The sequence below is a fragment of the Lapillicoccus sp. genome, from assembly GCF_046595215.1.
Classification (GTDB): Bacteria; Actinomycetota; Actinomycetes; order Actinomycetales; family Dermatophilaceae; genus Lapillicoccus.
In genome coordinates, this window is sequence record NZ_JBKJPP010000177.1 from 11832 (window position 1) to 30796 (window position 18965).

The 18965-nt window shown below is 72.0% G+C and carries 15 protein-coding genes and 1 pseudogene; 9 read left to right on the forward strand and 7 right to left on the reverse strand.

Annotated elements, in window-relative coordinates; genetic code table 11:
* Positions 1-94 precede the first annotated feature (94 nt).
* Positions 95-4258: a DNA helicase gene (locus ACLL9L_RS15340; RefSeq protein WP_411285528.1), complete on the forward strand. Its 4164-nt coding sequence runs from the start codon at positions 95-97 to the stop codon at positions 4256-4258.
* A gap of 119 nt (positions 4259-4377) precedes the next feature.
* Here ACLL9L_RS15340 and mscL read toward each other — a convergent pair whose 3' ends face one another.
* The 3 genes from mscL to ACLL9L_RS15355 form a co-directional block, all read right to left on the reverse strand.
* On the reverse strand, positions 4378-4770 hold the full coding sequence (mscL, locus tag ACLL9L_RS15345) for a large conductance mechanosensitive channel protein MscL (RefSeq protein WP_411285529.1): 393 nt from the start codon (positions 4768-4770) through the stop codon (positions 4378-4380).
* A gap of 164 nt (positions 4771-4934) precedes the next feature.
* Positions 4935-5516, reverse strand: coding sequence for an SAF domain-containing protein (locus ACLL9L_RS15350; RefSeq protein ID WP_411285530.1), 582 nt, complete (start codon positions 5514-5516; stop codon positions 4935-4937).
* A gap of 191 nt (positions 5517-5707) precedes the next feature.
* A complete protein-coding gene (locus tag ACLL9L_RS15355) occupies positions 5708-6553 on the reverse strand; it encodes an S-methyl-5'-thioadenosine phosphorylase (protein ID WP_411285531.1) in 846 nt (281 codons plus the stop codon).
* A 128-nt stretch (positions 6554-6681) separates the two neighbouring features.
* On the opposite strand from ACLL9L_RS15355, the gene ACLL9L_RS15360 reads away from it, so the two are divergent.
* Positions 6682-7050: a hypothetical protein gene (locus ACLL9L_RS15360; RefSeq protein WP_411285542.1), complete on the forward strand. Its 369-nt coding sequence runs from the start codon at positions 6682-6684 to the stop codon at positions 7048-7050.
* Between the two features lie 14 nt (positions 7051-7064).
* Here ACLL9L_RS15360 and ACLL9L_RS15365 read toward each other — a convergent pair.
* Both ACLL9L_RS15365 and ACLL9L_RS15370 read right to left on the reverse strand, forming a co-directional pair.
* A pseudogene (locus ACLL9L_RS15365) lies at positions 7065-7391 on the reverse strand (FmdB family zinc ribbon protein); the annotation flags it as partial.
* Positions 7392-7411: 20 nt separating this feature from the next.
* Positions 7412-8950, reverse strand: a complete 1539-nt coding sequence (locus tag ACLL9L_RS15370) for a potassium/proton antiporter (protein ID WP_411285532.1) — start codon at positions 8948-8950, stop codon at positions 7412-7414.
* Positions 8951-9084: 134 nt separating this feature from the next.
* On the opposite strand from ACLL9L_RS15370, the gene ACLL9L_RS15375 reads away from it, so the two are divergent.
* The gene (locus ACLL9L_RS15375; protein ID WP_411285533.1) at positions 9085-11718 is read left to right on the forward strand and encodes a penicillin acylase family protein; all 2634 of its coding nucleotides are present in this window, start codon (positions 9085-9087) and stop codon (positions 11716-11718) included.
* Here the strand turns inward: ACLL9L_RS15375 and ACLL9L_RS15380 are convergent.
* Positions 11696-12307 carry a 5-formyltetrahydrofolate cyclo-ligase gene (locus tag ACLL9L_RS15380; RefSeq protein ID WP_411285534.1) on the reverse strand — a complete coding sequence of 204 codons (612 nt, stop codon included), beginning with the start codon at positions 12305-12307 and terminating at the stop codon, positions 11696-11698. The two genes, ACLL9L_RS15375 and ACLL9L_RS15380, sit on opposite strands and share 23 nt — an antisense overlap.
* 24 nt (positions 12308-12331) lie before the next feature.
* Here ACLL9L_RS15380 and ACLL9L_RS15385 point away from each other — a divergent pair, with 24 nt between their 5' ends.
* The 6 genes from ACLL9L_RS15385 (at position 12332) to ACLL9L_RS15410 (ending at position 17578) form a co-directional block, all read left to right on the forward strand.
* The gene (locus ACLL9L_RS15385; protein WP_411285535.1) at positions 12332-13744 is read left to right on the forward strand and encodes a UTP--glucose-1-phosphate uridylyltransferase; all 1413 of its coding nucleotides are present in this window, start codon (positions 12332-12334) and stop codon (positions 13742-13744) included.
* Between the two features lies 1 nt (position 13745).
* Entirely contained in the window at positions 13746-14990 is a 1245-nt protein-coding gene (gene glp, locus ACLL9L_RS15390; RefSeq protein WP_411285536.1) for a gephyrin-like molybdotransferase Glp, read from the forward strand.
* Positions 14987-15490, forward strand: coding sequence for a cyclic pyranopterin monophosphate synthase MoaC (gene moaC / locus ACLL9L_RS15395; protein ID WP_411285537.1), 504 nt, complete (start codon positions 14987-14989; stop codon positions 15488-15490). The genes glp and moaC overlap by 4 nt, the downstream gene beginning before the upstream one ends.
* Positions 15487-16014: a molybdenum cofactor biosynthesis protein B gene (locus ACLL9L_RS15400; RefSeq protein WP_411285538.1), complete on the forward strand. Its 528-nt coding sequence runs from the start codon at positions 15487-15489 to the stop codon at positions 16012-16014. Before moaC ends, ACLL9L_RS15400 begins: the two co-directional genes overlap by 4 nt.
* On the forward strand, positions 16011-16613 hold the full coding sequence (locus tag ACLL9L_RS15405; protein WP_411285539.1) for a GNAT family N-acetyltransferase: 603 nt from the start codon (positions 16011-16013) through the stop codon (positions 16611-16613). Before ACLL9L_RS15400 ends, ACLL9L_RS15405 begins: the two co-directional genes overlap by 4 nt.
* A gap of 71 nt (positions 16614-16684) precedes the next feature.
* The gene (locus tag ACLL9L_RS15410) at positions 16685-17578 is read left to right on the forward strand and encodes a hypothetical protein (RefSeq protein ID WP_411285540.1); all 894 of its coding nucleotides are present in this window, start codon (positions 16685-16687) and stop codon (positions 17576-17578) included.
* A gap of 137 nt (positions 17579-17715) precedes the next feature.
* On the opposite strand, the gene ACLL9L_RS15415 is transcribed toward ACLL9L_RS15410, so the two are convergent.
* Positions 17716-18810 carry an AI-2E family transporter gene (locus ACLL9L_RS15415; protein WP_411285541.1) on the reverse strand — a complete coding sequence of 365 codons (1095 nt, stop codon included), beginning with the start codon at positions 18808-18810 and terminating at the stop codon, positions 17716-17718.
* Positions 18811-18965: the final 155 nt, after the last annotated feature.

Genomic DNA, 18965 nt, shown 5'->3' on the forward strand with positions numbered 1-18965 from the left:
CCCGCCAGCCCGTTCGTCGCCGCACGCCCTCCCCGCGTGGCTCCTCCCCGCGTGGCCAGCCGACTTCCGTGGCCCGGTTCGTTAGCCTGCCACCGTGAGTCCTGTCCCCGAAGAGCCTGACGTACCGAGCGACGTCCGACCGAGTGCGCCCGAGCGTGGGCAGCGCGTCGCCGCCGCCGTCGCCGGGTGGCAACGCCACCTCGCGGACGTCGGGGGCCGCAACACGCTGCTCTGGTACGAGGACCTGCCCACCGGCACCCTCGACCTGACGACCGCCCACCCCGGCGGTGTCTCGATGCTGCTGGCCGGACGTCCCACCCGCCTGTCCGACCTTGTGCGAGAGCCGGCCGCGCTGGCCGGGGCCCGCACCCGGGTCCGGACCATCCGCGCCAAGACCGTCGCCCTCGCCGAGCAGCGCGGGGTGTCCACCGGTTTCCTCGCGGTCGGCATGGCCAGGTGGGAGATGTCGGGCGGCCGGTCCCCGCGGGCGCCGGTCCTGCTGCGCACCTGCGCCCTGCGCCCGACCGGGTCGACGGCGAGCGACTTCGACGTGGACCTCGGCGACGAGGTCGACTTCAACCCCGTCCTGGAGCACTACCTCCGCTCGGTGCAGGGCCTCGAGATCGACGGCCGGGCCCTGGCCGAGATGGCCACCGTCACCAGCGGCTTCGACCCCTACCCCGTGTATGCCGCGCTCGGCCGGCTCTGCCGGGCGGTCCCGGGCTTCTCGGTCAGCCCCCGCCTCCTTGTGAGCACCTTCCCCCACGCCAAGCTCGACATGGTGGCCGACCTCGCGGGAGCGCAGGACCTCCTCGCGGGCCACGACGTCGTCGCGGCGCTCGCCGGCGACCCCGATGCGGAGCACGCCGTGCGGTCCTCGACCCCGGATCCCGAGGCCGACCCCGACCCGGACCCGACCGGCGAACGTCTGGTCCTGGACGCCGACTCCGGGCAGGGCAGCGTTGTCGACGCCGTCCGCCGGGGGGCGAGTCTCGTGGTCCACGCCGCTCCCGGGACCGGCGTGACCCAGACCATCGCCAACCTCGTCGCCGCCCTCGCCAGCGAGGGCAAGTCGGTGCTCCTCGTCGCGGAGCAGCGCGCCGCCCTGACCGACGCCATCGACCGGCTCGAGCAGGTCGGCCTCGGGAGCCTCGTCCTCGACGCCGCCGAGGCCGGGGTGAACCGTCGCGGGGTGCTTCGCCAGCTCGTCGACGCCCTCGAGGACGTCGCGGACCGGGACCGGGACCGTCCCGGTGACGAGGACCACGAGGCGAGGCTCGCCGCCCGGCTCGCCGCGCCCGACCTCGAGCGGCTCACCGCCCGGCGGGACCGGCTGCGCGACCACGTCAACGCGCTGCACGAGGTCCGTGAGCCGTGGGGGGTCAGCGCCCACGAGGCCCAGTGGGCGATCGCCGAGCTCGGCTCGCGCGACCCCGCGCCGGCCTCGCGGGTCCGTCTCGACCGCGCCGCGCTCGCCGACATCTCCCGGTCCCGCCTCGCCGAGCTCGCCCGCGAGCTGCGTGAGGCCGCGGACCTCGGGGCGTGGTCGGCGCAGGAGGGCAGCGACCCCTGGTACGGCGCCCACATCACCACCGACGAGGAGGCCGAGCGGGCCGCAGACATCGTGACCCGCCTCAGCGCCGGGGACTTCGACCAGCGCGCCCGGACCCTCGACGGGATCCTCGACGAGTCTTCCCTGCCCCCGGCGCGACGGGTCGGCGACTGGGACACCGCCCTGCGCACGATGAGCGGCGTCCGGGACACCCTCGAGGTCTTCCGCCCCGGGGTCTTCGACGTGCCGCTCGACGAGCACGTCGCGGCCACCGCCTCGCGGGCGTGGCGCGGCGAGCACGAGGTCACCCTCGGGGCGTGGTCTCGCTCGCGGGTCCGGCGCCAGGCCAGGCGGATGCTCCGCCCGGGTCGGCCGCCCGAGGACCTGCACGCCGAGCTCATCGAGGCCCGGACGCACCGCACGGCCTGGCAGGACCTCGTCGGCGCCGGTGGCCGTCCCGAGATCTCACCGCGGCTCGACGAGGCGCAGGAGGTCTTCGACACCCTCCACGCCGACCTCGGGTGGCTCGGCGAGCGGCTCGCGTCGACCGCCGCCGGAGGTGACGTGGACGGCATACCTTTGGCCGTCCTCAGGCAGCGCCTGCGCGACCTCGCCGCGCGGCTGGACCGGCTGGCCGTCCTGCCGCAGGTCGTGCCGGCCCTCGAGGCGCTGCGGGCGTCGGGGATGGGCGGGATCGTCGACGACTTCGCGCGGCGGTCCGTGACGGGCGAGCAGGTCACGCCCGAGCTCGAGCAGATCTGGTGGGTCTCGCTGGTGCGCCACATCACCGACGTCGACGAGCGCTACGGCAAGCACGACGGGAGCCAGCTGCGACGCACGGTCGCGGACTACGTCGCCACCGACCACCAGCACCTCGGCGCGACCGCCGGCCGGGTCCGCGCCGCGACGGATCGCGCCATCCGCGGCGCCGTCTCGGCGAACCGGTCCGAGGTCGCGGCACTGCGGGCGGAGGCCGCCATGCAGGGACGGCCGCACCGGGTGCGCGACCTGCTCAATCACTCCACAGGCCTCTTCCTCGCGGTCAAGCCGTGCTGGGCGATGAGCCCCCTCGCGGTGGCCGAGGTCGTCCCGGCCGGTCGCTGCTTCGACGTCGTCATCATCGACGGGGCCTCACAGGTCGCCCCGGCCGAGGCGATCAGCGCGATCTCTCGGGGCCGGCAGGTCGTCGCCTTCGGTGACCAGCACCAGTCCCCACCAACGGGGTTCACAACCGCGGTCACCGAGCCGAGCGGGCCGGCAGCTGTCCCGGACAGGGCCGAGCCCGCCTCCTCCATCTTCGACGCGCTCGCCGAGGTCCTGCCTCGGCGGACCCTCGGGTGGCACTACGGATCGGTCGACGAGCGGCTCATCGGCTTCGCCAACACGCAGGCGTATGCCGGGTCGCTCGTCACGTTCCCCGGCACCAGCGCGACCTCCCCGGTCACCCTCGAGAGGGTGGACGGGTCGGCGCACGTCGAGCCGGGGCAGGATTCAGCGGCCCCGTCCACCGAGGTCGAGGTGACGCGGGTGGTCGCGCTGGTCCTCGAGCACGCCCGATCGCGGCCGCGGGAGTCGCTCGGCGTCGTCACGCTGAGCGCTCTCCATGCGGAGCGGATCACGCAGGCGCTCGACGTGGCGCTGCGTCCACTCGGCCACGAGGCGCCGCTCATGGACTTCTTCGACGTGGCCGAGCCGCAGTCGTTCTTCGTCCGGTCGATGAACGAGGTCGCGGGGTCCGTCCGCGACGCGATCATCCTCAGTGTGGGCTACGGCAAGACGCCGCACGGTCGGGTGATTCACAGCTTTCCCGAGCTCGCGGTGCCCGGCGCCGAGCGGACGCTCATCACGGCCACGACCCGGGCCCGACGCCGGCTGACCGTCGTTTCGTCCCTGTCGGCGGGCGACCTCGAGCCCGAGCGGCTGCGCAGCCGCGGCGGCCAGCTGTTGCGGGCACTCCTGGACTACGCCGCGCGCGGTGGTGACGAGGTGGGCGCCGAGCCGCGACGCGCGCGTGACCCCTTGATGGCCGACCTCGCGGACCGGTTGCGGCGCGAGGGCCTGACCGTCGCGGAGGACGTCGGGTCGAGTCTGCACAAGGTCGACCTCGTGGTCGCCCACCGCCGCGACCCGTCGCGTTTCCTCGTCGTGGTCGAGGGCGACGGCCCCGGGTATGCCGGGTTGCGCGGCACCCGCGAACGCGACCGCCTCTGGGTCGAGCACCTCGAACGACTCGGCTGGCGCCATGTCCGGATCTTTTCCACGGACCTCTACCGTGACCCGGCCCAGGAGGTGGCCCGTGTGGTGGCCGCGACACGGGGCGCCCTACCGCCGATGCTCGACGACGAACCGGAAGGCGAGACAACGGGTTTCGGGGGCTCAGCAGGTCCGGGGGGCACAGCAGGTCCGGGGGGTCCGAGCGGCTCGGAGTTCGTCGAAGGCGGCCGCCCCGACGAGGGGCCTCCTGACGCGTCAGGCTCGGTGGGCGACTCCGAGTCGCACCCCGCCGCGAGTGAGTCCGAGGAGGCGCCCGAGGAGACCCGCGAGGAGGCGCCCGAGCCAGAGGTCACGAAGAAACGTCGAAGGGTCTTCCGCCGCTCGAAGGCGGACCAGACCCTGGACGACACCGACGCCGGCTGGGGCGAGCGTGCCGACGAGAGCGCCCACGACCGGTGGCTCCGCGAGCAGCGCCCACCTCACTGGGACTGATCCGCGACCCGTTCCTCGGGGCTTCGGCGCGACGTGGAGAACCCAGATGCCGACCGGGCACGGCAACGGTGGGAGCGGTGGCGCTCCCCGGTCGGTGGCGTGTTGGTGGTCTGATCTGGTCAGCCGCGGGTGCGGAGTGAGTCGCGGATCTCGGTAAGGAGGATGATCTCTTCGGACGGCGCCTCGGGCTCGGGCTCCTCGCCCGTCTTGCGCATCGACATCAGCCTGTTCATCGGGACGACGACGACGAAGTAGACGACTGCGGCGGTCAGGACGAACACGATGAGCTGGTTGAGGATCCCGCCGAAGTCCATGAAGGTCTTGGCGTCGCCGCTTCGCAGGGTCGGGCCGAAGCCGGGGGTGCCCTCACCGCCCAACGTGGCGAGCAGCGGCGTGATGATGTTGCTGATGACCGTGTCGACGACCTTGGCAAACGCACTGCCGATGACGACCGCGACCGCGAGGTCGACGACGTTGCCGCGCATCAGAAAGTCCTTGAAACCCTTGATCATGGTGCGTTCCTTCGCCTGAGGAGGTGGGCGGGTCAGGAGGGTCCGCCACGTCGAGGCTACCGAGATTCCTGTGACGGACGGGACGCTGGCGACAGTCGGGTTCTTCTCGTGCTGAGTCCAGGCGTGGCCCTCGGGTGGGCTCTGCCGGACCCGGTGCTCGGTGGTCAGGAAGGGTGCAGGGCGAGGACGAAACCGGCGGGGCCCGTCTGGGAGGTCATCGCTGCCGCGACGGCTCGCGCCTCGTCAGTGGTCAGGGCCAGGACCACATGGCCAGGGCTGTCCGACCCCTGGCCCAGGACCCCGTCGCCGGGTCGCTCGAGCGACAGGACGGTCGCACCGGAGGACACCGTCTGACCGGTGCCGGCAGCAAGGACCTCGACGACGTCGGCCGGCCGGATTGATGCGAGCAGGCCGGACTCGACGAGTGGGACGCTGACGGCGACCCGACCGGCAGGCAGCCCAGCCAGCTGTGCCGTCCCTTGCAGCCGGGCCGGGGTGAGGACCTCACCCTCGGACAACGGACCTGCGGCGGTGCGCCCGACGGCGGCGCTGGCCATGGTGAGGGACTCCACGGGGCGCTGGTCCGTGAGCCGGCGCTCGATCCGGAGGTCGGCGTCGGTCAGGGTGGCGCCGATCGGGACGGCCCGGGCCACCACGACGACGGGGTCGCCGATCTCGGGTTCGTGGGGGAGGACCTGCGAGGCGATGAGCCACACGGCGGCGCCCGCGAGCATCGCGCTGAGCAACCGGGCCGCTCGGGTCCGGCGCCACCTGGCCCGGCGGGAGGTGGAGGTCAGCGGTGTCGGCAGCCGCGACCGCAGGGCGGCCAGGGGCCCGCCGATCTCAGGTCCCCTGACCCTGGATGAGCCCTCCCCTGACCGGCCCTCCCGGAACCCGATCCTCCCACCGCTGGCTCGGCCGCGCGGTCCCGCCCACCTCACGGGAGGGCAAAGGGCAGCGTCACGCCGTCGACGGCCCGTCGGCACGCACATGTCGCCGTGTCGTCCGGCTGATCGGCAGGCATGGCCGCAATAGCTGTGGATAGAGCTGATTTCAGGCCCTCGATGTTCTTCGCGAAGACCTCGAGCACCTCCTTGTGGGTCACCCCCGGCTCGCCGTCGACCCCGGCGTCGTGGTCGGTGACCATGGCGATCGTCGTGAAACACAGCGCCAGCTCCCGGGCGATCGACGCCTCCGGCATGCCTGTCATCCCGACGACGGACCACCCCGCCGCCTGGTGCCACTGGCTCTCGGCCCGGGACGAGAAGCGCGGCCCGTTGACGACGACGAGCGTGCCCGACTCGGCGAGTGGCAGTCCGGCGGCGCGCACCGTGGAGCTGATGACGGCACGACCACGGGGGCAGTAGGGATCGGCAAACCCGACGTGCACCACGGGCCCGATCTCGCCATAGACCGTGTGCTCCCGTCCCCACGTGCGGTCGACGACCTGGTCGGGCACGACGACCGTGCCGGGCCCGAGCTCGCGAAGCAGCGAACCCACGGCGCACGGCGCGAGGACCTGTCGGACACCCACCGAGCGCAGCGCCCAGAGGTTGGCCCGGTAGTTCACCCGGTGCGGCGGGAACCGGTGCCCCTGGCCGTGCCGCGCGATGAACGCGACCCGCCGACCGTGGAGCTCCCCGATGAAGAGGTCGTCGCTCGGATCCCCGAAGGGCGTGGCGACACTGACGCGCTCGGCGTCGCTGAGGAACTCATAGAAGCCCGAACCGCCGATGACGCCGATCTCGGCGCGGGCGGGGTCGGAGGTGGAGGAAGAGGTCATGCGCCGAGACTATGCGCGCCGTCGGCTCGTCCGGTATGCCGTGTCAGCCGCCTGTGGAGGACGGGGCACGCGGGGCAGGGGCTGGGGACAAGCGCTCAGGTCGACGCCACCCGCAACCGGGTCAGGAGGTGGCGGCGGTCGAGCTGCGGGACCCCGAGCTGCGGGATCCGGAGCTGCCGGATCCGGAGCTGCCCGATCCGCTGGACCCCGAGTTGCCGGATCGACCGGATCCCGAGCCGTTCGATGACCCGGAACTCTTGGAGGACCCCGACGACTTCTCGGTCGAGGAGCCCGAGGTCTTCTCGCCGGCTGTCGAGGATCCCGACCCGTTGGAACCGCCCTGGCCCGAGCCCGCCTTCTTCGAGCCGGACGTGGCCGCCCCCGACGTGTCCGAGCCGGGCTTGTCCGACCCCGACGTGTCCGACCCCGACGTGTCCGAGGACCCCTTGTCGGCGGATGAGGACCCATTCGTGGACGCCCGAGAGTCGTTGCGGTAGAACCCCGACCCCTTGAAGGTCACGCCGATCGACGTGTAGACCTTGCGGAGTCGTCCTTCGCACTCGGGACAGGTCGTCAGGGCGTCGTCGCTGAACTTCTGGGTCATGTCGAACGCGTGGCCGCACTCGGTGCAGGCGTAGGCGTAGGTCGGCACAGGTGCCCTCCCGGTGGGTGTCGTCGAAATCGCGCAGAGTCTACGTCGCGCAGCGCCCCAGCTCCGAATCAGTCCGGCCCTCGGCGGTCCGGGTCGGGGTGTTGGACCTCCTCGACCCCACGTGTTGCGCCTGGCGCCGCGGGATCGGGCCGTTGGCCGCCGAAAATGCGGCGCTGGACGCAACACGTGGGGGATACGCCGAGCGCTCAGGTCCAGCCAGCGAGGCGGCCGCCCTCGTCGACGGCGCGGACCCGCTCCTCGGCGGCGTGGCGGACCTCGGCCGTCGCGACGATGAGGAGCTGGTCTCCGTGCCGCAGGGTGGTCTGCGGCTGCGGGACCGAGCCCCTGCCGTCTCGCACGAGGAGGGTGACGTTGGCGCCGTGGGGCAGGCGCAGCTCGAAGACCTCGACGCCGTGCAGCCGCGAGTCGCCGCCGATCGTCACCTGGATGACGTCGGCCCCCAACCGCTCGAGGGGAGTCGACTCCACGCTGAGCTCGACCTGCTGGACCGACTCGGTGAGGCCGAGCCGCCGGGCGACCCAGGGCAGGGTCGGCGCCTGGATGAGGGTGAAGATGACGACCAGGACGAAGACGAGGTCGAAGATCCACTCGGTGCCGGCCGAGCCCAGCGTCGCCGGCACGGTCGCGAGGACGACGGGGACGGCGCCGCGCAGGCCCGCCCACGACAGGAAGACCTGGTCGCGCCACGGGATCCGGAAGGGGGTGAGCGAGACGAAGACCGACAGGGGTCGGGCGACCAGGAGCAGGACGAGGCCGACGACCAGCGCGAAGCCGGCCTGCTCGAGCAGCCGGCTCGGACTGGCGAGCAGGCCGAGCAGGACGAAGAGCCCGATCTGGGCGAGCGAGCCGAGGGCGGACGAGAAGGCGTGCACGGCAGGACGGTGCGGCAGGCCCATGTTGCCGAGGACGAGCGCGGCGAGGTAGCAGGCGATGAAGCCGGACGCGTGGACGGAGGAGGCCACGGCATACGCGAGGACCGTCAGGGCGATGACCCCGATGGAGAACAGGCCCGACGAGGCCCCGGCGAGCCGGTGCAGGGCCAGCCCGCCGACGCGTCCGACGAGCAGCCCGATCAGGGTGCCGCCGGCGAGCTCGAGGACGGCCTCGAGCAGCAGCACCCACCAGGGGTGGCTCTCGGCCCCCGGCACCGACTGTGCCGCCAGCGCCACGACGAGGATCACGACCGGGGCGTCGTTGAAGCCGGACTCGGCCTCGAGCAACCCGCTGAGCCGCCGGGGCAGCGGCACCGTGCGCAGCACCGAGAACACCGCCGCGGCGTCGGTCGAGGTGAGGATCGCCCCCACGAGCAGCGCCACCGTCCACGACCAGTCGAGGACGTAACGGGCCGCAACCCCGACGACGAGCACGGAGACGACGACGCCGACCGTCGAGAGGACGGCCGCCGGGCCGACGGAACGCCGGATGCCCGACCACTTCGTCGTGAGGCCACCCTCGGCGAGGATGAGGATCAGTGCCGCATAGCCGAGGACCTGGGTCAGCGAGCCCGAGTCGAAGCGGATCCCGAAGCCCCCCTCGCCGATGCCGAGACCGATGGCGAGGAAGAGCAGGAGCGCGGGGACGCCGGAACGGACCGAGATCCGGACCGCCGCGACGGCAACGAGCAGGACGAGCGACCCGATGAGCAACGACGTGGTCAGGTCCGTCAGGGAGTACTGGGAGGAGTAGGAGTACTGCGCCGCGACGGCCGCCCCCTCGTGGGTCACGTCAGGCCTCCTCGGGTCGCTCACGGGTCACGTGGTCGGTGGGGTCGGCCCCGGTGCGTTGCCATCGCATCACCGATCGCCGACCCGGTGTGGTCCTGCGCGTCGGTGCGCGTGCCGTGACCTAGTCTCGCAGGGTGCAGCGCGCGAGGGTGGTCCGACGGGTGGGGCTGGGTTTCCTCATCCTCGTGGTCCTCGTCGTCGGCGCGCTCGTCGTGACCGGGACGGGGATCGTGCGTCAGTCGTGGCCCAAGGTCGCGGGCGAGATCGAGCTCAACGGCCTCGGCGCCAAGGTCACGGTCATCCGGGACGAGCAGGGCGTGCCCCAGATCTATGCCGACTCCTCGGACGACCTCTTCCGGGCCCAGGGCTTCGTCGCCGCGCAGGACCGCTTCTTCGAGATGGACTTCCGCCGCCACGTCACGGCCGGCCGGCTCGCCGAGCTGGTCGGCTCGGCGGGGGTCAAGACCGACAGGGTCATCCGCACCCTTGGTTGGCGCGACGTCGCCGAGCGGGAGCTGCCGACCCTGGCGCCCGAGACGCGGAAGTACCTCAACGCCTACGCGGACGGGGTCAACGACTACATCGCCTCGATGGGCGACCCCGGCAACATGGCGCTGGAGTATGCCGTGCTGGGGCTGCGGGTGCCTGGCTACAAGGTCGAGAAGTGGACCGCCGTCGACTCCGTCGCGTGGCTCAAGGCGATGGCGTGGGACCTGCGAGGCAACTACACCAACGAGCTGACCCGGGCCCGGCTCGGCACGACCTTCCCCCCCGACCAGGTCAAGGTGATCTTTCCCGACTTCGCGGCGGCGGGGCACCAGCCGATCCTCTCACCGCAGGACTGGACCCCTGGCTCGCAGCCCGCGGGCTCGGCGCTGCCACCGTCGCTCACCTCGCCCGCCGCCACCCCGGCCCCGCCGGCCGCTCCGGACGCCGCGACCAACGCCCTGCTCGGCAGCGTCAAGGCCGCCCTCGACGCGGTCCCGGTGACGATGGGCCGCGGCGACGGCATCGGCTCGAACTCCTGGGTCGTGGCCGGTTCGCGCACGACGACGGGCAAGCCGCTGCTCGCCAACGACCCCCACCTCAGTACGTCGGTCCCCGGTATCTGGTACCAGACCGGCCTGCACTGCACCACCGTCAACGCCGGCTGCCCCTTCGACGTCTCGGGCTTCTCCTTCGCCGGGCTGCCGGGCATCGTCATCGGCCACAACGCCACGGTCGCCTGGGGGTTCACGAACCTCTCCCCCGACGTCTCCGACTTCTACCTCGAGAAGCTCACCGAAGGGGGCTACCTGCGCGACGGCAAGCAGGAGCCACTGAGCGTCAGGACCGAGACCATCAAGGTCGCCGGCGGCAAGGACGAGACGCTCGAGGTGCGCCGCACCGTCCACGGCCCGATCATCTCCGACGTCATCGACTCGGTCGGCACCATGGGCCGCAACGCGCTGTTGCGACTGGCTCCCCAGCAGGACACGTATGCCGTGTCCCTCTCCTGGACGGGGCTGGTCCCGAGCACCACGGCTGACGCGATCTTCGCGCTCGACACGGCCAAGGACTTCACTGAGTTCCGTTCGGCGGCAGCGAAGTTCGCCGTACCGGCCCAGAACCTCGTCTACGCCGACACCGCGGGTCACATCGGCTACCAGGCCCCGGGGATGGTCCCGATCCGGTCGACGTCGGTGCCGAGCGCGCCGGCGGGCTACTGGCCCGCCCCGGGCTGGGACAGCCAGTACGACTGGAAGGGCTTCGTGCCCTTCGCCGAGCTGCCGTGGACCTACGACCCGCCCGAGGGATACATCGTGACCGCCAACCAGCAGGTCACGGGCGCCGCGGGTGCACCCTTCCTCACCACCGACTGGGACTACGGCTTCCGCAGCGAGCGCATCACCGCGATGATCGTCTCCACGCCCAAGATCTCGCCGCAGCAGATGAGCACGATGCAGCTCGACACGACCAACGGGTTCGCGCCGGTCCTGACCCGGGCCCTGCTCGGCATCGACCTCAGTGGCGACCAGGCGACGGGGACGGCGACGGACGAGTTCACCCAGCAGGCCCAGGTCCTGCTCGGGGACTGGGACTTCACCCAGCCCGGCGACAGGAGCAAGGCGTCGGTGCGGGCCGCCTACTTCAATGCCGTCTACATGCGGCTGTTGGAGTACACCTTCGACGACGAGCTGCCCAGCGACCTCCAGGCCGACGGCGGAGGGCGGTGGATGGTGGCTGTGACGGGGCTCCTCAAGGACCCCAAGAACGCCTGGTGGGATGACAAGAAGACCCCCGGGGTCGTCGAGACCCGCGACGAGATCCTGAGGAAGGCGCTCGTGCAGGCCCGTCTCGACCTGGCGCAGCACCTCGGCAAGGACCCGGTCACGTGGAGCTGGGGCAGGCTGCACACCGTGACGTTCCAGCACTCGGTCCTCGGGGGCGACAGCGTCCCCGGCATCGTGCGCGCCGTGTTCAACCGCGGTCCGATCGGGCTGCCCGGTGGGTCGGCCATCGTCAACGCCAATGGCTGGGACGCCTCGACCAGGACGTTTGACGTGCAGTCCGCGCCGTCGATGCGGATGGTCGTCGACCTCGGTGACCTCGACGCGTCCACGTGGGTCAACCAGACCGGCAACAGCGGCCACCCGTATGCCGCCCACTACATCGACCAGGTCGACACCTGGGCGGCGGGCGGGGCCTATCCCTGGCCGTCCACCCGGGGCGCCGTCGAGCGGGCCAGGGAGAATGAGCTTCTCCTCACGCCGAAGGCCGGCACCTGACCCAGCCGCCGTCGGCGGTGACGACGCCGTCGACCGGCAGGTCGTGGGGGTGACGCGGCAGGGGTGTCTCGGACAGCTCTCCGTCGTGCAGCAGCGTGATGACGAGGGCGCCCACCCGGCGCCGGGCGAGGGCCCGGTCGTAGGAGCCGCCGCCCTGCCCGAGCCGGGTGCCCTCGCGGTCGACGGCCAACCCCGGGGTGACGACCACGTCAGCGGTGGCGATGCCGTCCCGGCCGAGCCGAAGTCCGTCCACGGTGCCGTGTCCGGAGCGGCCGGCAGCCGCCGAGGCCGGGGCTCCCGGTGTGTGCAGGGTCCAGTCGAGCGCCTTGTCGGTGAGCATCACGGGCAGGATGACCTCGTGTCCCGCGGCCTCGAGGGCCTCGACGAGCCGGTCGGTGGGCGGCTCGGTGGGCAGGGCGACGTAGGCGGCCACCCGGCATACGCGACCCGGCCCGACCCGCTGGGAGACCAGCGCCAGGACGTGCCCCGCCAACCGCCGCGCATCGGCCTCACGGTCCCGCCCGGCGGCGATCTCACGACGTGTGGCGCGCAGGTCTGACCGCAGAGTGGCCTTAGGGTCCGCGGTCATGGCGCTCATCGTAGGGTGGGCGCCATGAGCGCTGAAGGTCTGCGGAGGGCCCGTCAGAAGATGCAGGACCACGGCGAGAACGACCGATCGGTGCGAGCCTTCGAGCAGGCCTACGGCGAGCTCGAGGACGTGCTGGGGCGGGGGACCGGCGGCACGATCGCCGAGGACAGCATCGAGCCGTTGGTCGAGGTGCCCTCGCTCGACGACTACCAGCCCACCGACGCCGCGATGGCCGCAGCCCTCGGTCAGGTCGCGATGGTCAAGCTCAACGGCGGCCTCGGGACCTCGATGGGGGTGACCGGGCCGAAGTCGGCGCTGGAGGTCAAGGACGGCCTGACCTTCCTCGACGTCATCGCCCGCCAGGTGCTCGCCCTGCGCGCCACCCACGCCGTGGACCTGCCGCTCATCCTGATGAACTCCTTCCGCACCCGCGAGGCATCGCTGTCGATCCTCGCGCGCTATCCCGACCTCGCCCTCGACGGCCTGCCGCCGGACTTCCTCCAGGGCGCCGAGCCCAAGCTGCGCGAGGACGACCTGGCCCCCGTCGAGTGGCCCGACGACCCGGACCTGGAGTGGTGCCCGCCGGGTCACGGCGACGTCTACCTCTCCCTCTTGAGCTCGGGTTTGCTCGAGACGTTGATGGACAAGGGTTTTCGTTACGTCTTCTTGTCCAACGCCGACAACCTCGGCGCGACCTGCGACCCGCGCATCGCCGCGTGGATGGTGGAGAACGACGTCCCCTACGTCGCCGAGGTCTGCGACCGCACCGTCAACGACCGCAAGGGCGGCCACCTCGCGGTGCGCAAGAGCGACGGTCACCTCATCCTTCGCGACAGCGCGATGGTCGCCGCGGGGGAGGAGCACTTCTTCCAGGACACCGGCCGCCACCCGACCTTCCATGCCAACAACCTGTGGGTCGACCTGCGGGTCGTCGCCCGGCTGCTGGCCGCCGCGGAGCACCGGGGCGGCGTCGGACTCGGCCTGCCCGTCATCGTCAACCGCAAGACCGTCGACCCGTCGGACTCATCGTCCACCGCGGTGATCCAGATCGAGACGGGGATGGGCACCGCGATCGAGCGGATCGACGGCGCGCGGGCGATCAAGGTGCCGCGCATGCGGTTCCGCCCGGTCAAGACGACGAACGAGCTGCTCCTGGTGCGGTCCGACATCTTCGAGCTCGACGAGCACGCCAACGTCGTCTCGGTCATCGACCACCCCGAGCCCTTCGTCGACCTCGACGAGTGGTATTACAAGCTCGTGCCCGACTTCGACGAGCGGTTCCACGACGGGGTGCCGTCGATGAAGGCGGCGACCTCGCTGCGGGTCGACGGCGACGTCCACTTCGGGTCGGGGGTCGTCTGCGTCGGTGACGTCGTCGTGTCCGCCCCCGAGGCCCGCACCGTCGAGCCCGGCACCCGACTGACCGGGAAGGCCTGAGATGCGCACCGTCGACGAGCACCTCGCGGCGATCCTCGCTGCGGTCCGGCCTGCTGCACCGGTCCGGCTCCCGCTGAGCGAGAGCCTCGGCCTCGTCCTCTGTGAGGACCTCAGGTCCCGGGTGGACCTTCCGGGCTTCGACAACTCCGCCATGGACGGGTATGCCGTGCGCTCGGCTGACGTCCGGGCGGCGGACCCCGCGGTGCCGGGATCGGCGGTGACGCTGCCGGTCGTCGGTGAGGTCGCCGCCGGGGGCATCGCGACGGTGCCGGTCGGCCGGGGTGAGGCGGTGCGCATCATGACCGGGGCGATGATGCCTGACGGTGCCGACGCGATCGTCAAGGTGGAGGACACGGACGGCGGCACGGAGTCCGTCGAGATCCGGGCCGGCGTCCCCGTCGGCACGTCGGTCCGACCGGCCGGCGAGGACGTGCGTGAGGGCGCCGTCGTCCTCGAGGCCGGGGCCGTCATCGACTCCCGCCGGGTGGCGCTGCTCGCGGCCACCGGACATGGCGAGGTCCTCGTCCGGCCCCGCCCCCGCGTCGCCGTCGTCTCGACCGGGTCCGAGCTCGTGCCGCCGGGAGACCCGTTGGCGCCCGGACAGATCCACGACTCCAACTCGCACATGCTTGCCGCGGCGATCGCCGAGTGCGGCGCCGTCGCGACGCATCGCCTGAGCATCGGTGACGAGGGGTCCGAGGTGCTGCGGGTGGTCGAGGAGCTGGCCGGTCAGGTCGACGCCATCGTCACGAGCGGCGGGGTGAGCATGGGCGCATACGACGTCGTCAAGGAGGTGTTGCGGGACACCGGCACGGTGGACTTCGTGCAGGTGGCCATGCAGCCGGGCAAGCCGCAGGGCTTCGGGGTTGTCGGTGCGCAGCAGGTGCCGCTCTTCGCGCTCCCGGGCAACCCGGTCTCGTCCTACGTCTCCTTCGAGGTCTTCGTCCGGCCCGCCCTGCGGGCGCTGATGGGCCTGAAACCGCACGCCCGCCAGGCGGTCACGGCCCGGTTGATGCACGACCTGCGCTCGCCGGCCGGCCGCACCCAGATCGCCCGCGCCGTCGCCGTGCGGGACGGGTCCGGCTGGCAGGCAGACCCGGTCTGGGGTCAGGCGTCCCACTTCATCGCCGACCTGTCCCGCGCGAACGCCCTGCTCGTCATCCCGCCCGACGTCACGGATCTGTCGGCGGGCGACGCGGTCCAGATCTGGCTGCTCGACGGCGCCGAGGGCAGGATCTCCCGATGACGAGCGAGGGGTCCACCGGGGTGACCGGGCTGACCGGGCTGACCCACGTGCGCGCCGACGGGTCGGCGCACATGGTCGACATCAGCGCCAAGGAGGTCACCGCCCGCGAGGCGTCGGCCGCCGGGCGGGTCCTGCTCAGCGCAGCCGCGGTGGAGGCCCTGCGTGCGGGCAACGTGCCCAAGGGGGACGCCATCGCCGTGGCCCGGATCGCTGGCATCCAGGCCGTCAAGCGGACACCCGAGCTGATCCCGCTCGCGCATCCCATCGCCGTCCACGCCACGAGCGTCGACCTTGAGGTCGTCGACGACGGCGTCGACATCCGGGCCACCGTCCGCACCGCCGACCGCACCGGGATCGAGATGGAGGCGCTCACCGCTGTCGCCGTCGCGGCGCTCGCGCTCATCGACATGGTCAAGGCCGTCGACAAGCACGCCCGGATCACGGACGTGCGGGTCGTCGCGAAGTCTGGCGGCCGCTCGGGCGACTGGAGCGAGTCGTGACCCCGGCAGCGGGCGGCGCCGACCCGGCATACGCCGCGGGGGACCAGCCCGATCGGGCCGTCGTCATCTGCGCCTCGACGCGCGCCGCGACCGGGGTCTACGAGGACCGGACCGGACCGCTGATCGTGGCGGCCCTGCGGGAGTGGGGCTATGAGGTCGACGACGCGATCGTCGTCGCGGACGGTCACCCGGTCGCCGAGGTGCTGGCCCTCGCGTTGGGGACCGGTCCGGCGGTCGTCCTGACCACCGGCGGGACGGGCATCTCGCCCACCGACGCCACGCCCGAGATGACCGAGCCCTTCATCGACCGCGAGGTGCCCGGCATTGCCGAGGCGATCCGGGCCGCTGGGGTCGCCAAGGGGATCCCGACCGCGATGCTGTCTCGCGGGCTGGCCGGGGTCAGCGGAGGCACGCTGGTCGTCAACCTGCCGGGATCGACCGGTGGGGTGCGCGACGCCCTCGAGGTGCTCGCCGGGATCCTGTCCCACGCCGTCGACCAGATCCGCGGTGGCGATCATCGATGACGGCCTGGCCGGTGACGCTGCACTCGCAGGACGGTCGGCAGCCGCAGGTCGTCCTGCGCCCCCTGTCGATGCGGGACAAGGGCGAGTGGAACGTCGTGCGCACGGAGAACGCGGAGTACGTCGGTCAGTGGGAACCCACGGCGCCTGACGGGATCGGGCAACGGATCACGTTCCGGCAGTATGTCCGCGGGCTCGACAAGGAGGCCCGGGCGGGCAGGATCCTCCCGTTCGTCATCGTCGTGGACGGACGCATCGCCGGGCAGATGCACCTCTTCGGGATCGTCCACGGGTCGCTCCTGTCCGGTGCGGCGGGCTACTGGGTCGCACGCCGGCAGGCCGGGCAGGGGCTGGCCACGAGAGCTCTGGCCGCGTTGTGCGACCACGCTTTCCACGAGGCGGGGCTGCACCGGGTGGAAGTGAACATCCGCCCGGAGAACGCCGCGTCGCTGCGCGTGGTCGAGCACCTGGGGTTCCGCGACGAGGGGATCCGGGCGCGCTACCTCCACATCAACGGGGGCTGGCGCGACCACCGCACCTACTCCTTGACGACCGAGGACCTGCTCGGCGGGACCGTCCTGGAGCGGTGGAAACAGCAGTAACACCAGCCACATCAGCGACACACCGGACCAGGTCCGTGGTCACGAGTCGATCACGGCCTACCGTCGGATCCGTGCAGCCGAGCAGCCTGATCTTCCTTGTCATCGTAGCGATTTGGGGTGCCTACCTGATCCAGCACTGGGTCCGCCGGCGCGAGCACGTCGCCACCGCACGGTCGGTCGACCGCTTCAGCGAGGCCATGCGCGTCCTCGAGCGTCGCAGCCCGCTGCCGAGCTCGGAGCTCGCGGCCCCCCGACCCCACTCGTCCGCCTCGGCATTGGCCGCGCAGGTGAGCGCGAAGGTCGGCCAGCGGCTCTCTCCGAGGTCGCCGCTGACCGCTCGCTCGGCTGGTTCCTCGGGGTCGGGGGCGACCCGGGTGACCCCGGGTGTCCGGGCTCCCCGGTCGGCAGCGGAGATCGCCGTCCGCAGGATCCGCGGCATCGCCTTTCTCGTCACGCTCGCTGCCCTCCCCGTGACCCTGCTCCTTTCGGCCATCCACCTGCTGCCTTGGGTGAGCGTGCTGATCTCGTTCTTGGCCTGTGCCGCCGTCGTGGCGTGGCTGCGCACCTCGGCCCTGCGCGAGCAGGCCGCCCGCCGCAGCGCCGCCCCGCGGCGTCGCGCCCCTCGCGCCGCGACCCCTGGCACCTCTGCCCGCGACACACCACTGCGGACGGGCATCAACAACGTTTTCGACGTCCACGCCCCCGCGTCGCAGGACAAGGTCGCGGTCGCGGATGCGACGACCTCGACGGAGGCCGGTCGATCCGGTCAGGCAGGCCAGGGCGGGGCGCCCGGCGGGTGGAGCCCCGTGCCCGTTCCGCTGCCGACGTACGCCCTCAAGAACGCTGCGGCTCGGGCCCTGCCTGCGCCGGCGGACGTCACCCAGACGCCGGTGCCGATCGAGGTCGAGGACGACGACATCGAGCGGATGGCCGCCCGGCACCACCGCCGCGTCGTGGGGAGCTGACTCGTCGCACGTCCTCGCGCTGGCGGGGGGACGCACCCTCTGCGCGCACTATGCGCTGCCCACCCAGGGAGGCAGCGCATAGTGCGCTGCAACATGGGTGGGGCTACGACATGGGTGGGGCTACGACATGGGTGGGGCTACGACGGCGGGACCGCTGGGTCTTCGGTGTGGTGAGGAACCGAGTCCGCGGCCGCATCGCCTGAGACCAGGTGTCGCCAGACGGCGTTGACCACTGCCAGCGTCGGGACCGCGACGAGGGTGCCCACGATGCCCGCGAGGACGGCACCGGTGGCGATCGCGAGGATGACGCCGAGCGGATGGATCCTCACCGATCGGCCGAGGATGAAGGGCTGGAGCACGTGCGCCTCCAGCTGCTGGACGAGGATGACCACGCCGAGCATGATGGCCGCGGTGACGGGGCCGTGGGCGACGAGGGCCAGGACGACGGCCACCGCGCCGCTGAGGAGCGCGCCGACGATGGGGATGAAGGACAGCAGGAAGACCAGTACGCCGATCGCCGGCGCGAACGGCACGCGGAGCACCACGGCACCGAGGGTGATGCCGACGGCGTCGACGGCTGCGACGAGGAGCGTCGCGCGGACGTAGGCCGTCAGCTGGTGCCACGCGACGCCGCCCGAGGAGTCGATCCTGGCACGGGCGGTCCGAGGAAAGAGGCCCACGACCCACAACCAGATCCGCGGCCCGTCGTAGAGGAAGAAGAAGAGCGCGAAGAGGCTGATGAAGGTGCCGGCGACGGCGTGGGTTGCCGTGACCCCCGCCCTGGCCGCCGTCTGGCGCAGGTCCGCGTTGGACTCGAGAGCGGTCTTGAGTTGGTCGACATAACCGTCGAACTGGGTGTCGCTGATCTTGAAGGTGCCGCGGATCCAGTCCCGGATCTGGGTGACGCCGGAGCCGACCTGCTGGGCCATGTCACCGAAGCCGCCGCTGATCTGCGACCCCACGAGCGTCAGAAGGCCCACGATGACGATGATGGTGCCGAGCACCGTCAGGCCGGCCGCCGGGCCGCGGGGCATGCGCCTGCTCAGGCGCTGGTGGACGGACGCAAGAAGCGCCGTGAGCAGGGTGGCCACGACAAGGGGGATGACCACCTCGGAGAGGAACCCCAACAGGTATAGGAAGGCCACGAGGCCGAACGCGAGGAGGAGGAGGCGCCAGGCCCAGTCACTGGCTGCCCGGACCGGACGCGGGACGGGTGAGGTCTCGTTCGACATGGGACGAGGGTAGGGGGTGCTGTGCCCTCCCGCCGTCTCAGCCGGCCGTGCGGACTGACGGGGTTCGGCAGGACCGCGTGCTGGTGTTAAAGTTTCGATCGCACCTCGGGGCTGTGGCGCAGGTGGTAGCGCGTCTCGTTCGCAATGAGAAGGTC

Excerpts from the sequence above, each read along its gene's own strand:
- ACLL9L_RS15355 (WP_411285531.1), bottom strand. The coding sequence starts at position 6,553 with ATGACCTCTTCCTCCACCTCCGACCCCGCCCGCGCCGAGATCGGCGTC.
- ACLL9L_RS15405 (WP_411285539.1), top strand. The coding sequence starts at position 16,011 with ATGACGGCCTGGCCGGTGACGCTGCACTCGCAGGACGGTCGGCAGCCG.
- ACLL9L_RS15385 (WP_411285535.1), top strand. The coding sequence starts at position 12,332 with ATGAGCGCTGAAGGTCTGCGGAGGGCCCGTCAGAAGATGCAGGACCAC.
- glp (WP_411285536.1), top strand. The coding sequence starts at position 13,746 with ATGCGCACCGTCGACGAGCACCTCGCGGCGATCCTCGCTGCGGTCCGG.
- ACLL9L_RS15415 (WP_411285541.1), bottom strand. The coding sequence starts at position 18,810 with ATGTCGAACGAGACCTCACCCGTCCCGCGTCCGGTCCGGGCAGCCAGT.
- ACLL9L_RS15380 (WP_411285534.1), bottom strand. The coding sequence starts at position 12,307 with ATGACCGCGGACCCTAAGGCCACTCTGCGGTCAGACCTGCGCGCCACA.
- mscL (WP_411285529.1), bottom strand. The coding sequence starts at position 4,770 with ATGATCAAGGGTTTCAAGGACTTTCTGATGCGCGGCAACGTCGTCGAC.
- moaC (WP_411285537.1), top strand. The coding sequence starts at position 14,987 with ATGACGAGCGAGGGGTCCACCGGGGTGACCGGGCTGACCGGGCTGACC.